Source organism: Thermopolyspora flexuosa (genome assembly GCF_006716785.1).
GTDB lineage: Bacteria > Actinomycetota > Actinomycetes > Streptosporangiales > Streptosporangiaceae > Thermopolyspora > Thermopolyspora flexuosa.
Window position 1 is genome coordinate 4,165,043 of sequence record NZ_VFPQ01000001.1, and the last position, 26,709, is coordinate 4,191,751.

The window sequence follows — 26,709 nt, forward strand, 5'->3', positions numbered from 1 at the left end:
CGGACGCCGGCCCGCACGCCGTGGCCCGCCGGCGCGACCACACGTGACGACTCCACCGACCCCGCCGACCAGCCCGCCGAACCCGCCGACCGGCCCGCCGTCCCCGCCGCCGGGCGAGCCGCCGTCCGCGGACGCCGCCCGGGAGGCGCTCGCCGCGCTCCGCGCCGAGGTGGCGAAGGCCGTCGTCGGCCAGGACTCGGTCGTCAGCGGCCTGGTGATCGCGCTGCTGTGCCGGGGGCACGTGCTGCTCGAGGGGGTTCCGGGCGTGGCCAAGACCCTGCTCGTGCGCGCCCTCGCCGCGGCGCTCTCGCTCGACTTCAAGCGGGTGCAGTTCACCCCGGACCTGATGCCGGGCGACGTCACCGGCTCGCTCGTGTACGACGCGCGCACCGCCGAGTTCGAGTTCCGCGAGGGCCCGGTCTTCACCAACCTGCTGCTCGCCGACGAGATCAACCGCACCCCGCCGAAGACGCAGGCGGCGCTGCTGGAGGCGATGGAGGAGCGGCAGGTGAGCGTGGAGGGCGCGGCCCGCCCGCTGCCCGACCCGTTCGTGGTCGCCGCGACCCAGAACCCGATCGAGTACGAGGGCACCTACCCGCTGCCGGAGGCGCAGCTCGACCGGTTCCTGCTCAAGCTCACCGTGCCGCTGCCGCCGCGCGAGCAGGAGATCGCGGTGCTCGAGCGGCACGCGCAGGGCTTCGACCCGCGCGACCTGTCCGGGCTCAAGCCGGTGGCGACCGCCGCGGACCTGGCGGCCGGCCGCGAGGCGGTCGGCAGGGTGCACGTCGCGCCGGAGGTGCTCGGCTACATCGTGGACGTGGCCCGCGCCACCCGCGAGTCGCCGTCGCTGCAGCTCGGGGTGTCGCCGCGAGGCGCGACCGCGCTGCTCGCCGCGGCCCGCGCCTGGGCCTGGCTGTCCGGCCGCTCCTACGTCACCCCCGACGACGTGAAGGCGCTCGCCCGGCCCACGCTGCGGCACCGCGTCCGGCTGCGTCCCGAGGCCGAGCTGGAGGGGGCGACGCCGGACGGCGTGCTCGACGGCATCCTCGCGTCCGTCCCGGTACCCCGCTGATGGCGCTCACCGGTCGTGCCGCTCTGCTGGCGGCCCTCTGCTCCCTGGTCGTGCCGTTCACGCCGCGCCCCGGCCTGACGGTGCTCGGTGCCTGGCTGCTGCTCGCCGTACTGGTCGCGGTGGACCTCGCGGCCGCGGGCGCGGTGCGGGTGCTGCGGTTCCGCCGGGACGGCGAGCGCCTGGTACGGCTCGGCGGCACGGTGGCCGTCGGGCTGGTGGTGGAGAACCCGGGCCGGCGCCGGGTGCGCGCGGTGATCCGCGACGCCTGGCCGCCGTCGGCGCGGCCGTCGCCGCGCGCGCACCGGGTGACGGTGCCCGCGGGCGAGCGGCGGCGGCTGGTCACCGTGCTCGCCCCGGTGCGCCGCGGCGACCGGGAGGCGGTCGCGGTCACGGTGCGCTCGTTCGGTCCGCTCGGGCTCGCGGCCCGGCAGGGCACCCACCTGGTGCCGTGGACGGTGCGCGTGCTGCCGCCGTTCCACAGCCGCCGCCACCTGCCGTCCCGGCTCGCCCGGCTGCGCGAGCTGGAGGGCGGCAACCCGGTGCTGGTGCGCGGCCAGGGCACCGAGTTCGACTCGCTGCGCGAGTACGTGGTCGGCGACGACGTGCGGTCGATCGACTGGCGCGCCACCGCCCGGCGCGGCGACGTGGTGGTGCGCACCTGGCGGCCGGAGCGGGACCGCCGGGTGGTGATCGTGCTCGACACCGGCCGCACCTCGGCGGGCCGGCTCGGCGTGAACCCCGCCGGGGCCGCGGCCGGGCCGTCCGGCTGGCCCCGCCTCGACTGGTCGATGGACGCCGCGCTGCTGCTCGCCGCGCTCGCGGCCCGCGCCGGGGACCGCGTCGACGTGCTCGCCTACGACCGCGCGGCGCGCATCTGGCTGAGCGGCGTGGCCCGCACCGAGCTGCTGTCGGCGATGGTGAACGCGTTCGCGCCGCTCGAGCCGGAGCTGGTCGAGACGGACTTCGCGGGCATGGCCGCCACCGTGCTCGCCCGCGCCAAGCGGCGCTGCCTCGTGGTGCTCCTCACCGACCTCAACGCCGCCGCCCTGGAGGAGGGGCTGCTGCCCGTGCTGCCCTCGCTGTCGGCCCGGCACCTCGTGCTCGTCGCGGCGGCCCGCGACTCCCGGGTGGCGGACCTCGCCGCCCGCCGGGGCGACGCCGAGTCGGTGTACGACGCGGCCGCGGCCGAGCGGCACATCGGGGAGCGCCGCGCCGTCACCGCGCGGCTGCGCCGCCTCGGCGTGGAGGTGGTCGACGCGCTCCCCGAGGACCTCGCGCCCGCCCTCGCCGACGCCTACATCGCGCTGAAGGCCGCGGGACGGCTCTGAGGGGCGCGCCCGGCGGTACGGCGCAGCCGGGCGGTCCGCGGGGTCACCCGGAGGTGGGGGCGGCGTCCGGGGCGAGCTCGATGTCCCCGGTCTCGCCCTCCGCCGCGGCCCGGCGGCCGAAATACGCGACGTACCCGAGGAACGCGGCCTCGGCGAGCACCCCGATGCCGACCCGGGCCCAGGTGGGCAGCGGGGACGGGGTGACGAGCGCCTCGATGAGGCCGCAGACGAGCAGCACGGCGACGAGGCCGATGGCGACGGACGCGACCGCGCGGCCCTGCTCGGCGAGCACGTCGGCGCGGCGGCGCGGGCCCGGGGCGATCATCGTCCAGCCGAGCCGCAGCCCGGCGCCGGCGGCGAGGAAGAACGCGGTGAGCTCGGGCAGCCCGTGCGGGGTGATGAGGCCGAAGAACACGTCGGCCCTGTCGTTGGCGACCATCAGGCCGCCGATGAGGCCCACGTTCTCGGCGTTGACCCACAGGATGTACGGGATGGGGGCGCCGAGCAGCACCGCGCTCGCGATCACCTGCGCCGACGCTATGGAGTTGTTCACCCACACCTGGGCGGCGAACGAGGCGGCCGGGTTCTCCGAGTAGTAGTCCGCGAAGTCGTGCTCGACGAGCTCCTTGATCTCCTCGGGCGGGGCGATCGCGGCCTGCACCTCGGGACTGCCCGCCACCCACGCCCCGAGCGCGGTCGCCACGAGCAGGAACGCGGCGGCCACGCCCGCCCACCACCACCGCGCCCGGTAGGCCACGACCGGGAACACCACGGTGACGAACCGCACCAGCTCCCGCACGGCGGGGGCGTGCGCCCCGGTGACCGCGGATCTGGCCCGGGCGACGAGGGCGGAGAGCCGGCCGACGAGCGGCGAGTGCGGCGCGTGGGAGCGCACGATCGACAGGTGGGTCGCCACCCGCTGGTAGAGGTCGACGAGCTCGTCCACCTCGACGCCGTCGAGTGACCGGCGCCGCCGTACCAGGTCCTCCAGCCGGTCCCACTGCGGCCGGTGCGCGGTCACGAAGGCGTCGATGTCCACGCGACGAGCCTACCGAGGCGGCCTGTGGCGCGCGCCTGGCTCGCCTTCGGGCTCCCGCGCATTTGGTGCGATTCGGGTCTTGGCGGCACAGGCGGGGCGTACGGCGCGCGGCGCCGACCGGCGGCGGGGAGAATTGACGCATGTCCGATGTCGTCACCGGCGAGGCCGTCGTCGTCGAGGTGCGGGTCGCCCAGCTCCCGACGCGCGCGCTCGCGCTGCTCATCGACGTGGTGATCCAGCTCGCGCTCGTCATCGGGGCGAACTTCCTGCTGGGCCACGCCATGGCGGCCGCGGACCCGGCGCTCTGGGCCGCGCTCGCCATCGCGATGACGGCGCTGATCTTCCTCGGCTACCCGGTGGCGTTCGAGACGCTCACCCGGGGGCGCAGCCCGGGGAAGCTCGCGATGGGGCTGCGGGTGGTCGGTGACGACGGCGGACCCGTGCGGTTCCGGCAGGCGCTGTTCCGCGGGCTCGCCGCGCTCGTGGAGATCTGGGGGCTCTCCGGCGCGCCCGCCCTGATCGCCTCGCTCCTGTCGAACCGCGGCAAACGGCTCGGCGACCTGTTCGCGGGCACGATCGTGATCTCCGAGCGGGCGCCGCAGGCCGCGCCACCGCCGCCGATGCCGCCGGAGCTCGCCGCCTGGGCGGCCACGCTCGAGCTGTCCCTGCTGCCCGAGGAGGTGGCGAACACCGCGCGGAACTACCTGTCCCGGGCGCCGCAGCTCTCCCCCGCGATCCGGCGGGAGCTCGGCGAGCGGATCGCGGGCCAGGTCGCCGCCTACGTCAGCCCGCCCCCGCCGCCGGGGGTGCCGCACGCGTCCTACCTCGCGGCCGTGCTCGCGGAGCGCCGCCGCCGCACCGAGGAGCGCCTGGCCGCCCGGGCGGCCCAGGCCGAGGCCCCGCGGTACGGCGAGCCGCGGCCGGCCGTACCGGGCGCGGCGTGGCCCGCCCCCGCGCCGCAGGCCCCGGCACCGCAGGCCGCCCCGCCGCAGGAACGAGTGGTGCCGCGGGGGACCGTGGGCCCCACGCCCGGCGGTTTCGTGCCGCCCGCGTGACCTGCGCGGCCGCGTCGTCCGGGAAATCCCCGCGGAACGCGAGGTTTCGCGGCCCGGCGCGGGCAGGAATGGCTACGGGCGGACCGGCGGCCCGCGGACGGCACGCCCGCGCGTGGGGAGGGTGCGCCCCGGTCGGCCGCCGGACCGCCCGTCACGACCCGATGCGCCAGGACCGCAGGTAGTCCTCCTGCTCGGGGGTGAGCACGTCGATGCGCACCCCCGCGGCGTCGAGCTTGAGCCGGGCCACCTCGGCGTCGATCTCCTCCGGCACCGCGTGGACGCCGGGCGCGAGGCCCGCGCGCTCCCGGGCGAGCCAGGCCACGGCGAGCGCCTGGGCGGCGAACGACATGTCCATCACCGCGGCCGGATGGCCCTCGGCGGCGGTGAGGTTGACCAGCCGCCCCTCGGCGAGCAGCAGCAGCCGGCGGCCGTCGGGAAGCACGTACTCGTCGGTGTTCGGCCGCACCCCCGGGTTGAGCTCGACGGCCAGCTCGCCGAGCGCGCGCACGTCGATCTCCACGTCGAAGTGGCCGGCGTTCGCGAGGATCGCGCCGTCCTTCATGACCGCGAAGTGCTCGGCGCGGATCACGTCCCGGTTGCCGGTCACGGTGACGAACACGTCGCCCTCGGCCGCGGCCTCCGCCATCGGCCGTACCTCGTAGCCCTGCAGGCTCGCGTCGAGCGCCTTCACCGGGTCGATCTCGGTGACGATCACCCGCGCGCCGAGCCCGCGGGCCCGCTCGGCCACGCCGCGCCCGCAGTACCCGAACCCGGCGACCACCACGGTACGGCCGGCGAGCAGGGCGTTGGTGGCCCGCATGACCCCGTCGAGGGTCGACTGGCCGGTGCCGTACCGGTTGTCGAACATGCGCTTGACCCGGGTGTCGTTCACCGCGACCACCGGGAAGCGCAGCGCCCCCTCGGCGGCCATGCGGCGCAGCCGGATCACCCCGGTGGTGGTCTCCTCGCAGCCGCCGGTCACCCGCTCGAGCAGCTCGGTGCGCTCGGTGTGCAGGGTGTTCACCAGGTCGCAGCCGTCGTCGAGCACGAGGTCCGGCTCGACGTCGAGCGCCCGGTGGATGTGGCGGTAGTAGGTGTCCCGGTCGACCCCCGCCCTCGCGTGCACGGTGATGCCGTACCCGGCGAGGGCGGCGGCGACGTCGTCCTGGGTGGACAGCGGGTTGGAGGCGGCGAGCGCGATCTCGGCGCCGCCCGCCCGCAGCGCCCCCATCAGCACCGCGGTCTCCGCGGTGACGTGGAGGCAGGCCGCGATGCGCAGGCCGGCGAGCGGCCGCTCGGCCGCGAAGCGCGCGCCGATCGCCCGCAGCACCGGCATGTGCCGGGCGGCCCAGTCGATGCGGCGCTCCCCCGCCTCGGCCCCGGCCCTCCGACCGGCCGTGCGCATCACATCAGTACCGGTAGTGCTCGGGCTTGTACGGGCCGTCCACGTCCACGCCGATGTACTCGGCCTGCTTCTTGGTGAGCCGGGTGAGCTTCACGCCGAGCGCGTCGAGGTGGAGCCGGGCGACCTTCTCGTCGAGGTGCTTCGGCAGGCGGTAGACGCCGACCGGGTACTGGTCGGTCTTGGTGAACAGCTCGATCTGCGCGATCACCTGGTTGGTGAACGAGTTCGACATGACGAACGACGGGTGGCCGGTGGCGCAGCCGAGGTTCATCAGCCGGCCCTCGGCGAGCACGATGATCGAGTGCCCGTCGGGGAACACCCACTCGTCGACCTGCGGCTTGATGTTGATCTTCTTGATGCCCGGGACGCGGGCGAGCCCGGCCATGTCGATCTCGTTGTCGAAGTGGCCGATGTTCGCCACGATCGCCTGGTGCTTCATCCGCGCCATGTGGTCGGCGGTGATGATGTCGACGTTGCCGGTGGCGGTGATGAAGATGTCGGCGGTCTCGACGACGTCCTCCAGGGTGGTGACCTGGTAGCCGTCCATCGCGGCCTGCAGCGCGCAGATCGGGTCGATCTCGGTGACGATCACCCGGGCGCCCTGGCCGCGCAGCGCCTCGGCGCAGCCCTTGCCCACGTCGCCGTAGCCGCAGACCACCGCGACCTTGCCGCCGATGAGCACGTCGGTGGCGCGGTTGAGGCCGTCGATCACGCTGTGGCGGCAGCCGTACTTGTTGTCGAACTTCGACTTGGTGACCGAGTCGTTGACGTTGATCGCCGGGAAGAGCAGCGTGCCGTTCCGCTCCATCTCGTAGAGGCGGTGCACGCCGGTGGTGGTCTCCTCGGTGACGCCCTTGATCCCGGCGGCGGTGCGGGTCCACCGGCCCGGCTCCTCGGCGATGGTACGGCGCAGCCGGTCGAGGATGACCTTCCACTCCTCCGGGTCGTCCTCGGCGGCGCTGGGCACCGCGCCGGCCTTCTCGAACTCGGCGCCCTTGTGCACGAGCAGGGTGGCGTCACCGCCGTCGTCGAGCAGCATGTTCGGCCCGGAGCCGTCCGGCCAGCGCAGCGCCTGGTCGGTGCACCACCAGTACTCCTCCAGGGTCTCGCCCTTCCAGGCGAACACCGGCACGCCCTTGGGGTCGTCCGGGGTGCCGTCGGGGCCGACCACGACGGCCGCGGCGGCGTGGTCCTGGGTGGAGAAGATGTTGCAGCTCGCCCACCGCACCTCGGCGCCGAGCGCGACCAGGGTCTCGATGAGCACGGCCGTCTGGACCGTCATGTGCAGCGAGCCGGTGATCTTCGCGCCGCGCAGGGGCTTTTTGTCGGCGTACTCCTTGCGCACGGCCATCAGGCCCGGCATCTCGTGCTCGGCCAGCCGGATCTCCTTGCGGCCGAACTCCGCAAGGGAAAGGTCGGCGACCTTGAAGTCCATCTGCTCTTCCTCTCCACCGTGTGGACGTGCCGACAAGGGCTCGTCGGTGTCGGCCTATGGGTGTTTGCCTCTCGTGCTACGCGTGCGAGTCTAGGAGCCGGGCGCGGCCGGACGCACACCCGACGGGCCGAATCTCACACGGAAATGTAAGAATTGCTGCCATGCGTATCACGGAGGCGGCCAAGAGGCTCGGCATGTCCCCACGGATGCTGCGGTACCGGGAGTCGCTCGGCCTGTTGCCGCCCGTGCGTGAGAAGGGCGCGCACCGGCGCTTCGGCCCCGAGGAGCTCGCCGCGGTCACCCAGGCGACCGAGCTGGAGCGGCGGTTCGACGTCTCCCCGGCCGAGCTGGCGTTCGGGCTGCGGGTGCTGTGCGAGCCCGAGGTGATGCAGGCCGTACGCGACCTCGGGGTGCGCATCGGGCGCATCCCCGCGCCGCGGCGGGCGCTCGACTTCGAGAAGGAGAAGGCGCTGCGGCTGCTCGACGGCCGCTGAGCGGCGCCCCGCGCCGGAGGCACCGCCCGCGGCCGTGCCGTACGGCGGGCGTGCCGTACCTCAGGCGTGATGGTCGGCGGGGGCGGCCGAGGAGCCCGCGCCCCGCCCGCCCGCGGCCTTGTCCTCCCGGTACAGGTCGGGCTCGAGGTAGATGACGCGGGCGATCGGCACCGCCGCGCGCACCCGCTGCTCGGCCGCGTCGATCGCCGCGGCCACCTCGGCGGCGGTGTCGTCGTGGTCGATGGCGATCTTGGCGGCGACGAGGAGCTCCTCCGGGCCGAGGTGGAGGGTGCGCAGGTGGATCACCCGCGCGACGTCCTCGCCGGCCTCGAGCGCGGCGATGATCCGCTGCTCGTCCTCGGGGTTCGCGCCCTCGCCGATGAGCAGCGACTTGGTCTCCATGGCGAGGATCACCGCGATGATGCCGAGCAGCACGCCGATCATGACCGTGCCGACGCCGTCCCACACGCCGTTGCCGGTGATCACCGCCATGGTCACGCCGAACAGCGCGAAGATCAGGCCGAGCAGCGCGCCGAGGTCCTCAAGGAGCACCACGGGCAGCTCGGGGGCCTTGGCCCGGCGCACGAACTCCACCCAGGAGCGGCCGTTCCGGACCGCGTTCGCCTCCTGGATCGCGGTGCGGAACGAGTACGCCTCGGCGGCGATCGCGAAGATCAGCACGCCGAACGCCCAGCCCGGGGTCTCCACCGGGTGCGGGTCGGTGAGCTTGTGCACGCCCTCGTAGATGGAGAACAGCGCGCCGACGGTGAACAGCACCACGGCGACCACGAACGAGTAGAAGTACCGCTCGCGGCCGTAGCCGAACGGGTGCTCGCGGGTCCGCTTGCGCTCGGCGCGCTTGCCGCCGAGGAGCAGCAGCGCCTGGTTACCCGAGTCCGCGACCGAGTGCACCGACTCGGCGACCATCGACGACGACCCGGTGAACAGGAACGCCACGAACTTCGCCGCGGCGATCGCCAGGTTCGCCGCCAGCGCCGCGATGATCGCCTTGGTACCGCCCCCTGCGCTCACGGTCCTCTCCGCTCCCTGTGTCGTCCCCCCTGCGGGACGCCTCGTCCCGCAAAATACGGCACGCGGGATCTTATTGGGTGGCGCCGGCCTGAAACTCGGCAATCGCTGCCATTCGTGCCGGATCCATCCCGTATCCGAGTGCCAGGTAGACGCTACCGAAGTCGCAGAGCCCGACGAGCACCGCCAGCCGCTCCAGCGGGTGCACCCCCTCGGCGTCGATCACGCTCACCGGCACGCCCCGCTCCTCCGCGATCCGCGTCGCGGCCTCGCGGCAGCGCACCGTGCGCGGGTTCTCGTCGGTGTCGCGCAGCAGGACCAGCCGCAGGGTACGGCCCGGCCCCTCGGCGAAGATGTCCTTCTCCGCCACCGGGCCGTCGAGCGTGGCGATCTGGGTGTGCCCGGCCTCGGGCAGCTCGCCCCAGATCGCCGGGTAGCGGGCGTGCGTGTGCAGCGCCCCGGCGAACCGGCGGGCCGCCGCGGCGGTGAGCGGGTAGGAGCCCCAGATCACCGGCACGGTGTCGGCGAGCTCGAGCGCGAGGCTCTTGCCCGGGTTGATGAACGACTCGCTCGCCGGGCGGCACCGGTGGGCGACCTCCTCCAGCCGCCGCGCCGCGGCCTCGCACGCCTCCGGCACGCCCCGCACCAGGCCGAGCGCGCCGGTCGCCACGACCAGCGGCACGGTGAGGTCCCACACCGTGGCGGGCGGGCCGTCGTAGGCGGGCACCGGCACGAAGATCCCCCGCGCCCGCAGGGTCACGTCCTCCAGCGGGGATCCCCTGCGGCCGACCGCGAGCAGGCCGCAGCCGCGGCGGCCCGCCTCGGCGGCGAGCGCCACGGTCTCCTCCTCGGCGCCGCTGCGGGAGACCGCCATCACCAGGTCGGCCGCGCCCACCCAGCCGGGCAGCACCGGCGAGCGCACGGTGGCGATCGCCACCGGAACGCCGTACCCGCAGACCGCGGCGAGCATGTCCCCGGCGAGCGCGCCGGGGCCCACGCCCGCCACCACGATCGCGCGGGGCCGCCCCTCCCGGGCGAGCCGGTCGACCCCGGCCTCGGCCGCCGCCCGCTGGGCCATGCGGACCCGCGCCGCGGACGAGGCGACCTCGCGCAGCACGCCGCCGGGGTCGGTGCGTTCCAGGTGGTCGACGTCGTCGAGCCGCTCCGGCTCGAATGCGAGGTCCGGCACGGCTACGGCTTGCGCGCCTCGTCGACCAGCAGGACCGGGATCTGGTCCCGCACCGGGTAGATCAGCCCGCACGACTCGCCGGTGCAGGCGAGCTCGTCGGTCTCGGTCTCGGCGCGCAGCGGGGACTTGCACGCCGGGCAGGCGAGAATCTCGAGCAGCCAGTCGTCGATCTTCACTGTGTTCCTCAGCTCCTCACGATGGCGAGAACCGCGTCGCGGATGGCCGTCATGCTCTCCTCGTCGCGGGCCTCGGCGTTCAGCCGCAGCAGCGGCTCGGTGTTGGACGGCCGCAGGTTGAACCACCAGCCGGCCCCGGCCACGGTGAGGCCGTCGAGCTCGTCGATCCGCACGTCGTCGCGGCCGGCGTACGCCTCGCGCACCCGGGCGAGCACGGCAGCCTGGTCGGCGACCCGGCTGTTGATCTCGCCCGAGGCGACGTACCTGGTGTACCCGGCGAGCAGCTCCGACAGCGGCCGGGGCTGGGTGCCGAGCGCGGCGATCACGTGCAGCGCGGCGAGCATGCCGGAGTCGGCGAACCAGAAGTCGCGGAAGTAGTAGTGCGCGGAGTGCTCGCCGCCGAACACCGCGCCGGTGCGGGCCATCTCGGCCTTGATGAACGAGTGGCCGACCCGGGTACGGACCGGCGTGCCGCCGTGCTCGGCGATGATCTCGGGCACCGCCATCGAGGTGATCAGGTTGTGGATGACGGTCGCGCCGGGGTGCCGGGCGAGCTCGCGGACGGCGACGAGCGCGGTGATCGCGGACGGGGAGACCGACTCGCCCCGCTCGTCCACCACCCAGCAGCGGTCGGCGTCGCCGTCGAAGGCGAGGCCGAGGTCGGCGCCCTCCGCCAGCACCGCCTTGCGCAGGTCGCGCAGGTTCTCCGGCTCCAGCGGGTTCGCCTCGTGGTTGGGGAAGGTGCCGTCGAGCTCGAAGTAGAGCGGGACCACCTCGATCGGCAGGTCCCCGGCGCCGAGTACGGCGGGCACGGTGTGCCCGGCCATGCCGTTCCCGGCGTCGACGACGATCTTGAGCGGCCGGAGCCCGGACAGGTCGACGAGCCCGCGCAGGTGCCGGGCGTAGCCGTCGAGCAGGTCGCGCCGCTCGATCCGGCCGGTCCGGCCCTCGGCCGTACCGAGGTCGCCGGAGGCGAGCAGCTTCTCGGCCCGGGCCCGGATCTCGGTCAGCCCGGTCTCGGCGCCGATCGGCACCGCGCCCGCACGGCACATCTTCATGCCGTTGTAGCGGGCCGGATTGTGGCTGGCGGTGAACATCACGCCGGGCAGGCCGAGGCTGCCGCTGGCGTAGTAGAGCAGGTCGGTCGACCCCAGCCCGGCGTCGATCACGTTCACGCCGCGGCCGGTCACCCCCCGGGCGAACGCCGCGGCGAGCGGCTCCGACGAGGTGCGCATGTCGCGCGCGATCACCACGGTCTCCGCGTCGCACACCTCCGCGAAGGCCGCGCCGATCGCCTCGGCCGCGGTCTCGTCCAGCTCGTCCGGCACGACGCCGCGGATGTCGTACGCCTTGAATATCTTGGCGAGGTCGCCCACTTTTGGTCCGCCCCTCAATCCGTTCCGATCTCTACGAGCCTAGTGGCCCGGCACGTGCCTACGGCGAAAACGATCGCCGGTCAAGCACCGCGCGGCGGAGCGGAGCGGATCCGGTGCGGACGGTGACGTGTCGGTGGCAGACCGAAATGGCCGCCTGGCCGGGCCCCGGTGCGGGACCCGGCGCCGGGCCTGCCGCTCGAACCGTCACTGTTCGCGTTCGGGCTGCGCGGAGCGCAGCACGCGCAGATGACCTCGCCGGCCCACCTCCACGCCCTGGCCGACGGGCTCGGCGTGCTGCGCGGGGGCGGGCTTGGCGGCCTCGCGGACCGCGTTCGCGAGCGCCTCCAGGTCGTCGGCGCTGGGTTGACCCGCCTCCGCGGGCAGGCGCACCACCTCCCAGCCGCGGGGGGCGGTGAGCCGCTCGGCGTGTTCCGCGCAGAGGTCGTAACAGTGCGGTTCCACGTACGTCGCGAGTGGGCCGAGAACGGCGGTCGAGTCGGCGTAGACGTACGTGAGTGTGAAGACGGCAGGCTGCCTGCAGGCGGTACGGGAACAGCTGCGGACGGGGCTCACGGAGGGACCGTATCCGTTCCGCGTTCACTTTGCCACCACCGCGCGGCTCTTAACTAACGTGTCGCCACAATCCGGACAGTCGCCGCTGGACACACCGTCCGTCCCTGGGTGCCCATACCCTTGGATCGTGAGTGCGTCATCGGGTGGTAGAGGACGTTCCACGGGCCCGGGCCGCCGGATCCGCCGCGACCGGCACGGTCGTGGCATGCGCGGCCCTCTGGCGCCTCCGCACGTGCCGATCTCGCGGACCCGCAGCGAGCGCTTCGACGACCTCGTGCTCGACGCCGTCGACCGGCTCAAGCCGCGCTGGGGCGAGCAGTTGTCCGCGGTGGAGTTCGCCGTCGAGGAGGTGCCGCCGGCCGACGAGCTCGTCGACGGTCCGGCGCGGCTGTCGTCCGATCCGATCCCGCTCGGCCGCGCCGAGCCCGCGGCGAGCGGCGAACCGCCCTCGGTCGTGATCTATCGCCGGCCCCTGGAGGCGCGGGCCCGCGATCGCGAGCAGCTCGGCGCGATCGTGCACGACGTCGTGGTGGAGCAGGTGGCCGATCTGCTCGGCCTGTCCCCGGAGACGATCGACCCAGGCTACGACGAGCGACACTGAGCCCGCGGCGGCGCGGCGGTACGTACGGCGACGGCGACGCGGAGACCGATACGGACGCCGCGCCGCGCGGCATGCCGCGGGCTTTGGCACGTTCCCAGAGGTGTCCGGCGTGCGTCTCGGCGGGTGTGGTGGCCGGTCACGGCCGGCCGGTTGGCACGGACGAGCGGGAGGTCAGCTCGCCTCGCGCTTGATCCGGCGGCGTTCCCGCTCGGAGAGGCCGCCCCAGATGCCGAACCGTTCGTCGTGTTCCAGGGCGTACTCGAGGCACTCGGCGCGCACCTCGCAGGCGCGGCACACCTTCTTGGCCTCTCGAGTCGACCCGCCCTTCTCCGGGAAGAACGCCTCCGGGTCGGTCTGCGCGCACAGCGCGCGCTCCTGCCACCCGAGCTCCTCTTCACCGCCGAGCGCCTGTGCGATGACCTTGTCGGTCACTGCACACCTCCCTGTCGCCCGCTCGTTTGCCCGCCTCACGAATACGGAGGCCCCCCAATGGACACGCCCCTCCCCATACCCACCTTGAGGACCGGGCCAAACAACAATGTTGTAATTACACGCGTGTCTCACCTGTGACGTCAAGCGCATGACGCCATCCGGGGAAAGACACGCTCCCCCCGGTCCGGTCGGGCTGGATGATCAGAAGCGCTTTCGGCGGACGGAACGGTACCAGCGGCCACCCGGCGCCGCAGCATTCCCTACCTGATCACTGTGGACATCTTCCTCGATCATTACCTGGGCGGAGGCCGGTCCGGCGTGTAGATCGCGGTCGGATCGATGGGCTCGTCGCGGTTTCGCGGGTCGTTGGGCGGCGTGGCGCCCTGCTGCTCTCCTCGGTGCTCTCCTTGGTGCTGGGTTGACTCCGGGTATCCCCCGGCCTGGAAGGTCACGGTCTGCTGGGAGCCGAGCCGGTCGCCGTGCCCGAGCAGCGGCTCGGGCGGCGGCACCGGACCGGTCGGGGTCGGCTGGTACGGCGAGGCCTGCGACACGCCGCCGAGCGAGCCGCCGAAGCCCTGCGCCGGGGCGCCGGCCCGCTGGTGGTCCGGCGGCCGCGGGTCCGACAGCGACGGCCGCTGCGGCGGGTTGTCGAGCGGCGACGGCTGGGGGCCGGACGGGTACGAGGTGTACCCGGACACCGGGTGCGGCCCGGAGATCGGCCCGGTGGGCAGGGGGTGCGGCCCCGAGACCGGCTCCGCGGGCTGCGGCTGCGGCCCGGACGGCCGGTCCGCCACCGGGTGCGGCCCCGACGGCTGCTCCAGCGGCGAGGGCTGGGGTCCCGACGGGTACGAGGTGTACTCCGGCAGCGGCCGGCTCGTGTCGAGCGGGTCGTCGATCCGCGGCCGCTGCTGCGGCCCGGTGGCGTACGTCCCGGTCTGGGCCTGTGCGCCGCCACCCTGCCGGTAGCTCTGCGCCTGCTGGTAGGCCTGGAAGATCTGCTGCTGCCGCGGGTCGCCGAGGTCGCCGTACGGCTGCAGGGGGTGCGGTGCCGTCGGCTGGGCGGCCGGTTCGGCGGCCGGCGCCGCGGCGGCGGGGCGCCCGGGCTCCTGCTGCGGGGGGAAGGGGGTGCCGTAGCCGGAGTCCGGGGCCCCCGAGGCGAGGGGCGTGGGGTCGCGTGGTTCCTCCTGCGGCCCGTACGGCGAGGCGGGCGCGGCGGCCGAGGGCTGCTCGGCCGGGCGGGCGGTGCCGTACCGGGGGTCGGAGGGGGCGTCGATGGGGCCGTACTCGCCGGAGGTGTAGCCGCGGTAGCCGCCGGTCTGGTTCTGCGCGGCGTCGCCGCCCGGCCGCTCGGCCTCGCCGGTCCCGTACGGCCCAGGCGCGGGAGGCCGGACGCCCTGGCCGGCGGGCCGGACCACGGTGGTGGGGATGTTGTAGTCGTCCGCGGCCGGCGGGACGTAGGTGGGCGCGGGCGGCCGCGGCACGTCGCGGGTGCTCGCGTGCTCGTCGTCGGTACGGCCGTGCCGTCCCTGGCGCGGGGCGGGCTGCTGGGTGGTGCCGGGGTCGCCGCCGTAGACCGGCGGGGCCTCGGCGGCGGCCGCCGCGGGCTGCTGCTCGGGTGCCTGGCCGGGGGCGGGCGGCTCGGCACCCGGCGCGTCGCCGGGGACCTGACCGGCCGGGGCGGCCTGCTCGCCCTGGTCGCCCGGCACCGGGGCCGCGGACGGCCCGGCCTCCAGCGCGGGACGCGGCGCGTCCTCCGGCCCTGCGGGCGCCCCGGGACCGGCAGGTGGGGGACCGGCCTGGGGCGGAGGCGGCGGGAACGGGCCGGCCTGGGGGTGACCGGCCTGCGGGACGAACCCGCCCGGCGCGGCGGGGCCGGGGAACGGCGCCCCGGCGGGGCCACCCGGACCGAACGGCGCGGCCGGGGCGGCGGCCTGGGGCAGGGTCTTGAGCAGGTGGAGCCCGTAGAGGAGGGCGATGGCGAGCAGCGCCAGCTGCGGCAGCCCGAGCAGGAGCAGCTGCACCTTGGTCCCGGCCGAGAGGGCGCCGGCGAACACCAGCGCGCCGAGGCCGAGGAGGCTGAACAGCGCGGCGAGCCCGAGCGTGCCGAGGGCGCCGAACAGCAGGAGCCGGGCGCGCGGGCTCACCGGGCCGAAGCGCGTGGCGAGCAGCACCGCGCCGAGCGCGAGCGCGGGCCTGATCGGGTGGCTGAGGTCGTCGAGCGCGGTGCCGGCGCGCACCCCGAAGCCTCCGGTGTCGCCGAACAGCACGTGCGCGACGAGCACGAGCACGGACACGGCCGCGGTGACGAGCATGGCCCAGGCAGCGGGCTCACGCAGGCGGCCCACCTCGACGTCGATCACGACGCTCCCTCACCTCGGTGAACCACCCGGGCGGTGCGCCTCCTGCGCGGGCGGCCCGCTCTGTACTGCTCGTCCACGTCCTCACAACCCCCTGTGGCCACATGTGGCACCGGGGCAGTTTTGCACATCGGCGACATTCGCGTTGAGATACTGGGAATCCTCCGTGTCACAAAAAGGTTTCCTTTCTGGGACGCCGCCCCAGCTCAGCCCATTCGTCGCATCCGGACCGGCGGCATGCCCCGGTCTGCGCAGGACGAATGTCGTAGCCCCGGACCCGCGCGGAAGCGGGATTCCGTGACGCGGTGGTGCCCTCGGGTGAGGAACGGCCGAGGTGTCAGACTGGCGGCATGCGCATTGTGTCTCTCGCCGGCGGCATCGGGGGCGCGCGGTTCCTGCGCGGGCTCAAGGCGGCGGCGCCCGACGCCGAGATCACCGTGATCGGCAACACCGGGGACGACATCACCCTGTTCGGCCTGCGGGTCTGCCCCGACCTCGACACGGTCATGTACACGCTGGGCGGCGGCATCAACGAGGAGCAGGGCTGGGGCCGGGCGGACGAAACGTTCACGGTCAAGTCCGAGCTCGCCGCCTACGGGGTCGAGCCGCAGTGGTTCGGCCTGGGCGACCGCGACCTCGCCACGCACATCGTGCGCACCCAGATGCTCTCGGCGGGCTACCCGCTCTCCCAGGTCACCGAGGCGCTGTGCACACGCTGGAACCCCGGCGTCCGGCTGATCCCGATGAGCGACGACCGGGTGGAGACCCACGTGGTGATCGAGGACGAGCAGGGCCGCCGCGCCATCCACTTCCAGGAGTGGTGGGTACGGCTGCGCGCCTCGGTCCCGGCGCAGCGGATCGTGCTCGTCGGCGCGGACGAGGCGAAGCCCGCCCCCGGCGTGCTGGAGGCGATCGCCGAGGCCGACGTGGTGATCCTGCCGCCGTCGAACCCGGTGGTGAGCATCGGCACGATCCTGCAGATCCGCGGCATCCGCGAGGCGCTCGAGCCGAAGCCGGTGGTCGGCGTCTCCCCGATCATCGGCGGCGCCCCGGTGCGCGGCATGGCCGACGCCTGCCTCACCGCGATCGGCGTGCCCACCACCGCCCAGGCCGTGCTCGAGCTGTACGGCACGCCGCTGATCAACGGCTGGCTGGTCGCCGAGGAGGACCGGGACGTGGCCCTGGACGGCGTGCGCGTGGTGGCCCGCCCGCTGCTCATGACCGACCTGGAGGCGGCGGCCGACATCGCCCGCGCCGCGCTGCGCCTCGCCGAGGAGGTCGCCGCGTGAGCACGCCCCGGTTCGAGGCGTACGGCCTGCCCGGCCTGCCGGAGATCACCCCGGGCACGGACCTCGCCGAGGTGATCGCCGCCGCCGAGCCGGGCCTCCGCGACGGCGACATCGTCGTGGTGACCTCGAAGATCGTCAGCAAGGCGGAGGGCCGCATCCGGAAGGCGGCGAGCCGTACCGAGGCGATCGAGGAGGAGACCGTGCGGGTGGTGGCGCGGCGCGGGGAGACCGTGATCGCGCAGACCCGGCACGGCCTGGTGATGGCGGCGGCGGGCGTGGACGCCTCGAACACCGAGCCGGGCACGGTGCTGCTGCTGCCCGAGGACCCGGACGCCTCGGCCCGCCGCATCCGGCAGGGCCTGCGCGAGCGGCTCGGCGTGCAGGTCGGCGTGCTCGTCTCCGACACCTTCGGCCGCCCCTGGCGGGAGGGCCTGGTCGACGTGGCGATCGGCGCGGCGGGCGTGCGGCCGCTCGACGACCTGCGCGGCACCACCGACCCGTTCGGCAACCCGCTGGTGGCGACGGTGACCGCGGTCGCCGACGAGATCGCGGCCGCGGCCGAGCTGGTGAAGGCGAAGACCGCGGGCGTCCCGGTCGCGGTGGTGCGCGGCCTCGCGTCCTGGGTGACCGCCGAGGACGGCCCCGGCGCCCGGGCCATGGTCCGCCCCGCCGACCAGGACATGTTCCGGTACGGCTCGGCCGACGTGGTGTTCGCCCGCCGTACCATCCGGGAGTTCACCGGCGAGCCGGTGGACCCGGCGGCGGTGCGCCGCGCGGTGGCCGCCGCGATCGCCGCCCCGGCGCCGCACCACACCACGCCGTGGCGGTTCGTGCTGCTCGAGTCGGAGCAATCCCGCACCGAGCTGCTCGACGCGATGCGCGAGGCGTGGATCGCCGACCTGCGCGCCGACGGGCTCTCGGAGGAGGCGATCGCCCGCCGGGTGCGCCGCGGCGACGTGCTGCGCAACGCGCCGTACCTGGCGGTGCCGTGCCTGGTGATGACCGGCGCGCACCGCTACCCGGACGCGCGGCGGGCCACGGCCGAGCGGGAGATGTTCGTGGTCGCGGCAGGGGCCGGGGTGGAGAACTTCCTGGTCCAGCTCGCGGTGGAGGGCCTCGCCTCGGCCTGGGTGTCGTCGACGATGTTCTGCCGGGACGTGGTGCGCAAGGTGCTCGGCATCCCGGACGACTGGGACCCGATGGGCGCGGTCGCGATCGGGCACGCCGCGGCGCCGCCCCGGCCGCGTCCGCCGCGCCGCCCGGACGACTTCATCGTCACCCGCTGACCCGAGCGCCGGGCGCGTGGGCGGTCACGGGCCGGGCAAACGGTTGTCCACAGGTTGGCCACAACGTGCGGCGTGGCCGTGTCAGGGCACAGTAGCCTTGGTCAACAGCCCGTCGGCGATCGTGCCGGCCTTGCCGAAACCTTGCCCGACAGCCCACGCCGAAGCAGTGAGACTGGGACGATGGAAGACGCCAAGCCGTACGTGACGATAGTCCTCCCCTGCTACAACGAGCAAGATCACGTAGTGCTGGAGGTCGACCGCATCTGCAAGGCGATGGACTCCAGCGGCTACAGCTACGAGCTGCTCGCCATCGACGACTGCTCGACCGACGGGACGCTCGACCGGCTGCGGGAGGCCGCGCCCCAGTACCCGCACATGCGGGTGATCGCGTTCCACCGCAACGGCGGCTCCGGCACGGTGCGGCGCATCGGCACCCAGGAGGCCCGCGGCGAGATCGTCGTGTGGACCGACGCCGACATGACCTACCCGAACGAGCGCATCCCCGAGCTCGTCGCGATCCTGGAGAAGGACTCCACGATCGACCAGGTGGTGGGCGCGCGGACCAGCGAGCAGGGCTCGCACAAGCTGCTGCGGGTGCCGGCCAAGTGGTTCATCCGCAAGGTCGCCGAGCTGCTCGCCGGGCAGGAGATCCCCGACCTCAACTCCGGCATGCGGGCGTTCCGCCGATCGGTGGCCTTGCCGTACCTGCGGCTGCTGCCGCCCGGGTTCTCCTGCGTCACCACGATCACGCTGGCGTTCCTGTCGAACCAGCACGGCGTCCACTACGTGCCGATCGAGTACAGCAAGCGGGCCGGGAAGTCGAAGTTCAACTTCGTCTCCGACGCCTACCGCTACATCCTCCAGGTGTTGCGGATGGTGATGTACTTCAACCCGCTCAAGGTGCTCATGCCGCCGTCGCTCGTGCTGCTCGGCGTGGCGCTGGTGAAGGGCGTGGTGGACATGGTCCGGCACCCGTTCTACTTCCCGGCGAGCACCGTGATGGTGTTCCTGACCAGCCTCATCATCGGCTCGCTCGCGCTGCTCGCCGACCTCATCGTGCGCTCGCGCGGAGACTAGGAGCACCGTGAAGATCGTCCTGGTCGGCCCGACCTACCCGTACAAGGGCGGCGGCGCCCAGCACACCACCGAGCTCGCCCACCGCCTCGCCGCCGCGGGCCACGACGTGGTGATCGAGTCGTGGCGGGCGCAGTACCCGTCGTTCCTCTACCCGGGGCAGCAGACGATCGACGCGCCCGAGGGCGAGCCGTTCGGCAACGTACGGCGCGAGCTCGACTGGCGCCGCCCCGACGGCTGGCTGCGCGCGGGCCGCCGCCTGCGCTCCGCCGACCTGGTGGTGCTGGCCGTGCTCAGCCCGGTGCAGGTCCCGCCGTACCTCGGCATCCTGTACGGCCTCGGCGCCCGCCGCCGCCCCGGCGCCACGCCCCGGGTGGTGGCCCTGTGCCACAACGTGCTGCCGCACGAGCGCAGGCCGTACGACCGCCCGCTGATGAAGGCCCTGCTGCGCCGCGTCCACCTGGTGCTCACCCACAGCGACCAGCAGTCCGCCCTCGCCGCCGACCTCGCCCCGACCCCGCGCCGGGTCGCCGTCATGCCACCCCACCTGCCTGCCCGCCGCGACGCGACGGGTGTCTCGGAGGAGCCGCCGAGGGTCCGCAACCGCCTCCTCTTCTTCGGCCTCGTCCGCCCGTACAAGGGCCTCGACATCCTGCTCCGCGCCCTCGCCGCGGGCCCGCCGCAGGTCTCGCTGACGGTCGCCGGCGAGTTCTGGGGCGGCCTGGAGGAGACCCGCGAGCTGATCGCCGAACTCGGCCTGACCGACCGCGTCGAGCTGCGCCCCGGCTACGTCCCCGCCGACCAGGTCCCCGCCCTCTTCGAGCAGGCCGACGCCCTCGTCCTGCCGTACCGCTCGGCCACCGCCAGCCAGAACGTCTGGCTCGGCCACGAGCACGGCGTCCCCGTCATCGCCACCCGCGTCGGCGCCCTCGCCGACCACATCACCGACGGCGTCGACGGCCTCCTCGTCGAACCCGGCTCCGTCGAGGCCCTCACCGACGCCCTCAACCGCTTCTACGCCCCCGGCGAGCCGGAACGCCTGCGCGCGGGTGTGAAGGCCGTCGACCCCGACCCCTACTGGGCGCGTTACGTGGAGACGCTGCTCGCCCCCTGACCGGGCTCCGGCTGCGCTCGCGGCGGGGGGCGAGGCGGCGGAACGAAAAAGGTCTGCCGAGCCCGTGCAGGGCCCGGCAGACGCGGCATATCCCTTTATCGTCCCTTATTGCGGGATCCCGAGAAGTCCCGTGGCACCGAAATCACTCCGGTACGGGGAGTCTCACTTGCAGTACTTCCTCAGGTACGCGCGCAGGTCCTCCGGAGCGATAACGCCGTCCTTCTTGCTGCGCGGGGCCGCGTTGTCGAGCCTGTCGAACCACCTCTTGTGCATCTTCCGGGTGAGCATGGTGGCCGCGCCCTTGAGGTCGCCGGAGGCGTTGACCTTGCCGTTCTTGACGGCCACCAGGTCCTTGAAGGTGAACAGGCCGTCGCGGATGCCGGACCTCGCCGAGTCCAGCACGTGGAAGTCGGTCAGGAGAACGCGGGTGTAGAAGCACTTGAGCTTCTGGGTGCTGGACACCTGGGCGGTGGCCGCCGAGGCCTGGGCCGGGGCGGCCGCGAGACCGATGGCCATGATTCCGGCGGTGGCCGCGGTGGCGGCGGCGGCGAGGAACTTGCGCATTTCGATGTCTCCCTTTCCGGTGTCGCCAACGTTTCCCGTTGCGCGTATCCATGCCTTCGATGCGGTGACGACATCTCGGGTTCGACCAAAAAATGCGACATAGACCACAGAACTCGTCCTGCCCAGAACGTGTCCTCATATAGAATGCGCCCGGACATCCGCCGGGCGATCCGCCCCTGAAACATTCAGCCTATTGTGAAACATTCACTCTCTACGGGTGCCTCGCTTCCGCACACCGCTCGTCCGGCGATTCATCCGCCGGAAATTCAACGCGAACGTCACAGTGAGAGTCGGCCTGCGGCTCGGGAAAACAAAAAGGTCTGCCGTGCCGGTAACGGCCCGGCAGACCTCGAACGCATCGCCTCGTCAGCGATGCCCCGGCGGCGGCCTTACGTCAGCCGCCGCAATACTGCTTCAGGTACGCCTTGAGGTCGTCCCGCGAGACCAGCCCGTCCGGGTTGTCCTTCGCGCCCTTGTACGCCGTGTCGAGCCGGCTCCACCAGTGCACATTGTCCCGGGCCGGCTGCAGAAGCAGAGTGACCGCGGCCTTCAGGTCGCCGGAGGCGTTGACCTTGCCGTCCCTTACCATCCGTGCGTCGTCGAGACCGAACAGACCGTCGTGCTTACCGGACAGCGCCGAGTCGAGCACGTGGAAATCGGCCAGGAAGACCCTGGTCTCGAAGCATCGGAGCCGGTCGGCGCCGGACGAGGTCTGGGTCGCGCTCGCCGCGGCCTGAGCCGGGCCGGCGGCAATACCCATGGCCATAACGCCGGCGACGGCCGCGGCAGCGAACAATTTCCGCACGGAATCTCCCTTGCGTGTCGTTGTCGTTGAACCGCACTGTGCGGTTCTGGGTGGTTCGATGCGCTGACGACACCTCGAGTTCGGCCAAGAAATGCGACATAGACCACAGAACCCATCCCACCCAGAACGCGTCCTTATGCAGAACGCGCCCGGGCACCCGGCGGCGGGCGAACCGCCCCGCCCGGCCGGCTCCGGCCCCCACGCCGGGATCACCGCACGCACAGCGCGGAGTGTGCCGCCGGCCGCCGCCGTCGTGGCGTGCAACCGGATCTCCTGCGTCCACATCGGTTCGCCGCTGCCGGACCGGCGGGAGGATTACGACGTGGCCGCCTACCCGGTCGTCGACCCGCCGGACGGGCACCGCCCGCCTGCGACGCCTATCTGAAGCACCTCGGACGGCGAGTTCTACGTCTGGCCGACGGGCTCCGGCCCGGACGGCTGGACGGTGACGCAGGGCGGGCCGTACCGGCTGTGGGACCGTGTCGAGGCGAGCGTGCGGGCCTGGCGGGAGGCGGGAGCACCGAGTCAGGACCGCTTCACGATCGGCATCACCGAGAAACGGCAGGTCGTCGCCTGTCCCGATCATCCCGGGCTCGTCTGGGAGCCGCCCGGTTCGTGACCGTGCGCACAGGACGGTTGGGCGCACTGTGGTCACCCGCGGGAAACGGTTCGATCGCCAGAGGCCTGCCGGTAGGGCCGAAGGTCGGTAACGTTGGGCGGCGTGGGTAGGGAACGCACCGCGCAGCTCGAGTACTCCGAGATACAGAGCGCCATGCTCGACGAGGCGAAGCGCCGGCGGAAGGCCGCGAAGATCATCGCGGTTCTCGGGCACTTCCTCGGGCGTGAGTCCGGCGATGGCGGTAAGGGTGTGCTCGACGGGATGACCGTGGCCGACATCGGGTGTTCGGCCGGGTTCATCGCGGACGAGCTGGTCAACGCGGGGGCGAGCCGTACCCTCGGGGTGGACATCGACGTGCCGGGGTTACGGCGCGCCGCGGCCCGGTTCGGGGACCGGGTGGTGTTCCTGTGCGGGGACGGTACGGCACTGCCGTTCCCGGACAACTCGGTGGACGTGCTCGTGTTCAACCACATCTACGAGCACGTGGTGGACCCGGACGCCGTGGTGAAGGAGATGCACCGGGTGCTCGCCGACGACGGCGTGCTCTACCTCGGGCTGGGCAACCGTCTCGGCGTGATGGAGCCGCACTACAAGCTGCCGTTCCTCTCCTACCTGCCGCCGGCGCTCGCCGACTGGTACGTGCGGCTGTTCGGGAAGGCGGACCGCTACCACGAGCGGTTCCGCACTCGGCGCGGGCTGCGGCGCATGCTCCGGGACTTCTACGTGTGGGACTACACGCTCCCGGTGCTCGTCACCCCGGACCGCTTCGCCGGGTCGGAGCTGTTCGCCGGGCTGCCCGGCCGGTTCGCCCGGGCGGTGCTGGACCGCATGCCCGGGTTCCTGCTGCGGGCGCTGCTGCCGCTGGTGCCGACCTATCTGTGGGTCGCCACCAAGAAGCCGCGCTATCCCGCCGGGGAACGGCTGCCGCGTCCGCCCGAGTTCGTACGGACCCCATGATCAAGCCCGGTACGGCCGAGCGGGGGTGGCGATGAGCCGGACCGTGCTGCGCCGCGTGCTGCGGTGGGGCTTCCTGCTCGTCGCGCTCGGCTTCGGGATCTGGGCGGTGGCCGGGCAGTGGCGGGCGGTCGCCGACGGGCTGGGGCGGCTGTCGTGGCCGCTGCTCGCCGGGTCGCTCGGGGCGACGCTCGCCGCGCTCGGCGCCGGGATGATGATGTGGCGGGCGCTGCTCGCCGACCTGGGGTCGCCGCTGCACGTGGTCGACGCGGCGAAGGTGTTCTTCGTCGGCCAGCTCGGCAAGTACATCCCGGGCTCGGTCTGGCCGGTGCTCGCCCAGATGGAGCTCGCCTGCGACCTGGGGGTGCCGCGGCCGCGCAGCGCGGCGGCGTTCTTCCTCACCTACCCGGTGTACCTGGCGACCGGGCTGCTCGTGGCGGGCGCGACGCTGCCGGTGCTCGCCGGGGAGTCGGTGGCCCGGTACGCCTGGCTGGTGGTGCTGCTGCCGCTGCTTCTGGCCGGGCTGCACCCGCGGGTGGTGAACGCCGTGCTCAACCTGGGGCTGCGGCTCATCCGCCGCCCGCCGCTGGAGCGGCCGCTGTCCCGCCGGGGCGTGGTGACCTCGGCGGCCTGGGCGCTCGCGGGCTGGGTCGCGTACGGCGTGCACCTGTGGCTGCTCGTGCACGGGCTGGGCGCGACGGGACCGGCGGCCGCGGTGCTCTCGCTCGGGGCGTTCGCGCTCGCCTGGTGCCTGGGCTTCCTCGTGGTGATCGCGCCCGCGGGCGCCGGGGTGCGGGAGGTCGCGATGGTGGCGGCGCTCGCCCCGGTGCTCGACCAGGGCCCGGCGATCGCGGCGGCGCTCGTCTCCCGGCTCATCGTCTCGGTCGGCGATCTGGTCTGCGCGGCGCTCGCCGGGGCCGCGGCCAAGGCGGCGCTCCGGTGGAACGGGCAGGGCGGCGCGGACCGGCCCGGCGACGGCGCGCCGAACCCGAAGCCCGGCACCGACGACGAGCGGCACCCGGTACGGCCCGGCGCGGACCGCGATCGCGGCACGTCCCGTGGCGACGGTCCGGGGCCGGCGGCGCCGTAGCGCAGCCGCGACACGGTTCACGCAAAGGTTTACACGCAGGCGGTCAGAACGGTTAGCCTATTGGTCAACGTGTCGGTTCATGACGGCGTCCCGTGACGTCGGGGATGCCCGTACGGCCGCGGGGGCGTCGCGAAGGCCGCCCGGAACCTCGCCGATACCCGGTCGTGTCCACTCCGGCGAGTTACCGGTCGGTCGGCTAGCCTCACCTCTGTGATGGAATCTTCGCCGGATATCGGACATCTGCAGGCCATTCTTCTCGTCGGTGGCCAGGGAACGCGGTTACGCCCGCTCACGCTCGGAACCCCCAAACCGCTACTGCCGACCGCCGGGGTCCCCTTCCTCGCGCACCAGCTCGCGCGGGCGAAGTCGTTCGGGGTCGAGCGCATCGTGTTCGCCACCTCCTACCGGGCGTCGATGTTCCGCGAGGCGTTCGGCGACGGGTCGGCGTTCGGGCTCCGGCTCGAGTACATGACGGAGGAGACCCCGCTCGGCACGGGTGGAGCGATCCGCAACGCCGCGCAGGCGCTCACCTGCGGGCCGGACGACCCGGTGCTCGTGCTCAACGGCGACATCCTCTCCGGGCACGACATCCACGCCCAGGTGCGGCTGCACCAATCGCGCGGGGCCGCGGTCACGCTCCACCTCACCGAGGTGGAGGACCCGTCGCGCTTCGGCTGCGTGCCCACCGACGAGAACGGCCGGGTCACGGCCTTCCTGGAGAAGACGCCGTATCCGGTGACGAACAGGATCAACGCCGGCTGCTACGTGTTCCGCCGGTCGGTGATCGACACGATCCCCGAGGGCCGGGTCGTCTCGGTGGAGCGGGAGACCTTCCCCGGCCTGATCGAGGCCGGCGAGCTCGTCCTCGGCTACATCGAGACCGCGTACTGGCTCGACGTGGGCACCCCCGCCGCGTACATCCAGGGCTCGCGCGACCTCGTGCTCGGCCGGCTGCGGTCGCCCGCGATGCCCGGCCCGTGCGGCGAGTACCTCGCGCTGCCCGACTCGATCGTGTCCCCGGAGGCGAAGGTGTCCGGCGGCTCGGTGGTCGGGCACGGGGCCATCGTCGAGGCCGGGGCCACGGTGAGCGGCAGCATCCTGCTCGACGGCTGCGTGGTCGGCCCCGGTGCCACGGTGATCGACTCGGTGGTCGGCCCGGGCGCCCGCGTCGAGGGCGGGGCGGTGCTGTCCGACGTGGTGGTCGGGGACAACGCCGTGGTCGGCGCGCGCAACGAGCTGCTCGCCGGGGCCCGGCTGTGGCCCGGCGTGGTCCTCCCGGAGTCCTCGGTCCGGTTCTCCAGTGACGTGTAGCCGGTGGGTGACGCCGTGACCCGGGTGGCCACTCCGCTCGAGCGCCGCTGGCGGCCGGACGGGCCGCTGGACGTGACGCTCACGCTCTCCCCGCTGCGCCGCGGCGCGCACGACCCCACGTGGCGGGCCGAGGGCGGCGCGGTGTGGCGCACCTGCCGCACGCCGTACGGCCCTGGAACGCTCCGCGTCACCGTGGACGCGCGGGAGGGGGCGGTCCGGGGGCAGGCGTGGGGGCCGGGCGCGGAGTGGCTGCTGGAGACGCTCCCGGCGATGCTCGGCGCGGACGACGACGCCGCCGCGTTCCCGGCGCTCGCCAGAAACGCCGGGAACGGCGCCGAGGTGGTGCTGCGGGCCCACCGCAGCCATCCGGGTCTGCGGATCGGCCGCACCATGCGGGCCTTCGAGGCGCTCGTGCCCGCCGTTCTCGAGCAGAAGGTGGTGGGCCGGGAGGCCTGGCGGGCCTGGCGGTGGCTGCTGCGCCGGTACGGCGAGCCCGCCCCGGGCCCGGCGCCCGAGGGCATGCGGGTGTTCCCCGAGCCCGAGGTGTGGCGGAAAATCCCCTCCTGGGACTGGCATCGTGCGGGCGCCGAGGCGGTACGCGCCCGCACGATCGTCAATGCGGCCCGGCACGCCGACAAGCTGGAGGCGACCGCCGAGGCGGGCCGGGACGGCAGCGCGGCGGCGGACCGGCTGCTGCGCGCGCTGCCCGGCATCGGCGTGTGGACCTCGGCGGAGATCCGGCAGCGCGCGCACGGCGACCCGGACGCGGTCTCCGTCGGCGACTACCACATCCCGGGCATCGTGGGCTGGGCGCTGACCGGGCGGCGCACCGACGACGAGGGGATGCTCGCCCTGCTCGCCCCCTACCGCGGCCACCGGTACCGGGTCACCCGGCTGCTCGAGATCGCAGGTCACCGGCCGCCGCCGCGCGGCCCGCGCATGCCCGCCCGCGACTACCGCTCCTTCTAAATCGGGTGCGCGATCGCCCCGATATTGGTCATCAGGCGAGGCCCTGGCTGAAACCCGGCAAACCGGCGGACGT

Annotated in this window: 26 protein-coding genes; 14 read left to right on the plus strand and 12 right to left on the minus strand. The window is 73.7% G+C overall.

Annotated features, from left to right (window positions below; all coding sequences use genetic code 11):
- Positions 1-43 precede the first annotated feature (43 nt).
- A complete protein-coding gene (locus FHX40_RS17680; RefSeq protein WP_229789012.1) occupies positions 44-1,072 on the plus strand; it encodes an AAA family ATPase in 1,029 nt (342 codons plus the stop codon).
- A complete protein-coding gene (locus FHX40_RS17685) occupies positions 1,072-2,400 on the plus strand; it encodes a DUF58 domain-containing protein (protein ID WP_142260655.1) in 1,329 nt (442 codons plus the stop codon). The genes FHX40_RS17680 and FHX40_RS17685 overlap by 1 nt, the downstream gene beginning before the upstream one ends.
- Before the next feature lie 43 nt (positions 2,401-2,443).
- Here the strand turns inward: FHX40_RS17685 and FHX40_RS17690 are convergent, their stop codons facing one another.
- Entirely contained in the window at positions 2,444-3,439 is a 996-nt protein-coding gene (locus FHX40_RS17690) for a stage II sporulation protein M (RefSeq protein WP_142260656.1), read from the minus strand.
- Positions 3,440-3,579: 140 nt separating this feature from the next.
- On the opposite strand from FHX40_RS17690, the gene FHX40_RS17695 reads away from it, so the two are divergent.
- Positions 3,580-4,494, plus strand: a complete 915-nt coding sequence (locus tag FHX40_RS17695) for an RDD family protein (RefSeq protein WP_142260657.1) — start codon at positions 3,580-3,582, stop codon at positions 4,492-4,494.
- Positions 4,495-4,645: 151 nt separating this feature from the next.
- Here FHX40_RS17695 and FHX40_RS17700 read toward each other — a convergent pair whose 3' ends face one another.
- Positions 4,646-5,899: an adenosylhomocysteinase gene (locus FHX40_RS17700; RefSeq protein WP_142260658.1), complete on the minus strand. Its 1,254-nt coding sequence runs from the start codon at positions 5,897-5,899 to the stop codon at positions 4,646-4,648.
- Positions 5,900-5,903: 4 nt separating this feature from the next.
- Entirely contained in the window at positions 5,904-7,334 is a 1,431-nt protein-coding gene (ahcY, locus tag FHX40_RS17705) for an adenosylhomocysteinase (RefSeq protein ID WP_142260659.1), read from the minus strand.
- A 161-nt stretch (positions 7,335-7,495) separates the two neighbouring features.
- Here ahcY and FHX40_RS17710 point away from each other — a divergent pair, with 161 nt between their 5' ends.
- Positions 7,496-7,828, plus strand: a complete 333-nt coding sequence (locus FHX40_RS17710) for a MerR family transcriptional regulator (protein ID WP_142260660.1) — start codon at positions 7,496-7,498, stop codon at positions 7,826-7,828.
- Positions 7,829-7,888: 60 nt separating this feature from the next.
- On the opposite strand, the gene FHX40_RS17715 is transcribed toward FHX40_RS17710, so the two are convergent.
- The 5 genes from FHX40_RS17715 to FHX40_RS17735 all read right to left on the minus strand — a co-directional run bounded on the left by FHX40_RS17715 (position 7,889) and on the right by FHX40_RS17735 (position 12,171).
- Positions 7,889-8,860: a cation diffusion facilitator family transporter gene (locus tag FHX40_RS17715; protein ID WP_142260661.1), complete on the minus strand. Its 972-nt coding sequence runs from the start codon at positions 8,858-8,860 to the stop codon at positions 7,889-7,891.
- A gap of 70 nt (positions 8,861-8,930) precedes the next feature.
- Positions 8,931-10,046 (minus strand): SIS domain-containing protein, encoded by a 1,116-nt coding sequence (locus tag FHX40_RS17720; protein WP_142260662.1) that lies wholly within the window; start codon positions 10,044-10,046, stop codon positions 8,931-8,933.
- A 2-nt stretch (positions 10,047-10,048) separates the two neighbouring features.
- Positions 10,049-10,222 carry a Trm112 family protein gene (locus FHX40_RS17725; protein ID WP_142260663.1) on the minus strand — a complete coding sequence of 58 codons (174 nt, stop codon included), beginning with the start codon at positions 10,220-10,222 and terminating at the stop codon, positions 10,049-10,051.
- A gap of 8 nt (positions 10,223-10,230) precedes the next feature.
- Complete coding sequence (locus FHX40_RS17730; RefSeq protein WP_142260664.1) at positions 10,231-11,598, minus strand: phosphomannomutase/phosphoglucomutase; 1,368 nt, start codon at positions 11,596-11,598, stop codon at positions 10,231-10,233.
- 204 nt (positions 11,599-11,802) lie between these two features.
- Positions 11,803-12,171 (minus strand): DUF3499 domain-containing protein, encoded by a 369-nt coding sequence (locus tag FHX40_RS17735; protein ID WP_142260665.1) that lies wholly within the window; start codon positions 12,169-12,171, stop codon positions 11,803-11,805.
- 205 nt (positions 12,172-12,376) lie between these two features.
- Here FHX40_RS17735 and FHX40_RS17740 point away from each other — a divergent pair, with 205 nt between their 5' ends.
- Positions 12,377-12,772, plus strand: coding sequence for a metallopeptidase family protein (locus tag FHX40_RS17740; RefSeq protein WP_142260666.1), 396 nt, complete (start codon positions 12,377-12,379; stop codon positions 12,770-12,772).
- A gap of 171 nt (positions 12,773-12,943) precedes the next feature.
- On the opposite strand, the gene FHX40_RS17745 is transcribed toward FHX40_RS17740, so the two are convergent.
- Both FHX40_RS17745 and FHX40_RS17750 read right to left on the minus strand, forming a co-directional pair.
- Entirely contained in the window at positions 12,944-13,204 is a 261-nt protein-coding gene (locus FHX40_RS17745; protein ID WP_189136249.1) for a WhiB family transcriptional regulator, read from the minus strand.
- Between the two features lie 293 nt (positions 13,205-13,497).
- On the minus strand, positions 13,498-15,564 hold the full coding sequence (locus FHX40_RS17750; RefSeq protein ID WP_142260667.1) for a hypothetical protein: 2,067 nt from the start codon (positions 15,562-15,564) through the stop codon (positions 13,498-13,500).
- 347 nt (positions 15,565-15,911) lie between these two features.
- On the opposite strand from FHX40_RS17750, the gene cofD reads away from it, so the two are divergent.
- The 4 genes from cofD (at position 15,912) to FHX40_RS17770 (ending at position 20,324) form a co-directional block, all read left to right on the plus strand.
- Positions 15,912-16,850: a 2-phospho-L-lactate transferase gene (gene cofD / locus FHX40_RS17755; protein ID WP_142260668.1), complete on the plus strand. Its 939-nt coding sequence runs from the start codon at positions 15,912-15,914 to the stop codon at positions 16,848-16,850.
- Positions 16,847-18,136, plus strand: coding sequence for a coenzyme F420-0:L-glutamate ligase (locus FHX40_RS17760; RefSeq protein ID WP_142260669.1), 1,290 nt, complete (start codon positions 16,847-16,849; stop codon positions 18,134-18,136). Before cofD ends, FHX40_RS17760 begins: the two co-directional genes overlap by 4 nt.
- A gap of 180 nt (positions 18,137-18,316) precedes the next feature.
- Positions 18,317-19,213 (plus strand): glycosyltransferase family 2 protein, encoded by an 897-nt coding sequence (locus FHX40_RS17765; protein WP_142260670.1) that lies wholly within the window; start codon positions 18,317-18,319, stop codon positions 19,211-19,213.
- A 7-nt stretch (positions 19,214-19,220) separates the two neighbouring features.
- The gene (locus FHX40_RS17770; protein ID WP_142260671.1) at positions 19,221-20,324 is read left to right on the plus strand and encodes a glycosyltransferase family 4 protein; all 1,104 of its coding nucleotides are present in this window, start codon (positions 19,221-19,223) and stop codon (positions 20,322-20,324) included.
- A 162-nt stretch (positions 20,325-20,486) separates the two neighbouring features.
- Here the strand turns inward: FHX40_RS17770 and FHX40_RS17775 are convergent, their stop codons facing one another.
- Together FHX40_RS17775 and FHX40_RS17780 are read right to left on the minus strand one after the other, a co-directional pair.
- Positions 20,487-20,888 (minus strand): hypothetical protein, encoded by a 402-nt coding sequence (locus FHX40_RS17775; protein ID WP_142260672.1) that lies wholly within the window; start codon positions 20,886-20,888, stop codon positions 20,487-20,489.
- 394 nt (positions 20,889-21,282) lie between these two features.
- A complete protein-coding gene (locus FHX40_RS17780) occupies positions 21,283-21,693 on the minus strand; it encodes a hypothetical protein (protein ID WP_142260673.1) in 411 nt (136 codons plus the stop codon).
- A 445-nt stretch (positions 21,694-22,138) separates the two neighbouring features.
- Between FHX40_RS17780 and FHX40_RS25160 the strand changes: the two genes are divergently transcribed.
- The 5 genes from FHX40_RS25160 to FHX40_RS17800 all read left to right on the plus strand — a co-directional run bounded on the left by FHX40_RS25160 (position 22,139) and on the right by FHX40_RS17800 (position 26,636).
- On the plus strand, positions 22,139-22,312 hold the full coding sequence (locus FHX40_RS25160; RefSeq protein WP_170198876.1) for a hypothetical protein: 174 nt from the start codon (positions 22,139-22,141) through the stop codon (positions 22,310-22,312).
- 102 nt (positions 22,313-22,414) lie between these two features.
- Complete coding sequence (locus FHX40_RS17785; RefSeq protein ID WP_211350308.1) at positions 22,415-23,269, plus strand: class I SAM-dependent methyltransferase; 855 nt, start codon at positions 22,415-22,417, stop codon at positions 23,267-23,269.
- A 31-nt stretch (positions 23,270-23,300) separates the two neighbouring features.
- Positions 23,301-24,356 (plus strand): lysylphosphatidylglycerol synthase transmembrane domain-containing protein, encoded by a 1,056-nt coding sequence (locus FHX40_RS17790; protein WP_142260674.1) that lies wholly within the window; start codon positions 23,301-23,303, stop codon positions 24,354-24,356.
- A gap of 213 nt (positions 24,357-24,569) precedes the next feature.
- Positions 24,570-25,667 (plus strand): mannose-1-phosphate guanylyltransferase, encoded by a 1,098-nt coding sequence (gene manB / locus FHX40_RS17795; protein WP_189136250.1) that lies wholly within the window; start codon positions 24,570-24,572, stop codon positions 25,665-25,667.
- A 3-nt stretch (positions 25,668-25,670) separates the two neighbouring features.
- On the plus strand, positions 25,671-26,636 hold the full coding sequence (locus FHX40_RS17800; RefSeq protein ID WP_229789014.1) for a DNA-3-methyladenine glycosylase family protein: 966 nt from the start codon (positions 25,671-25,673) through the stop codon (positions 26,634-26,636).
- Positions 26,637-26,709: the final 73 nt, after the last annotated feature.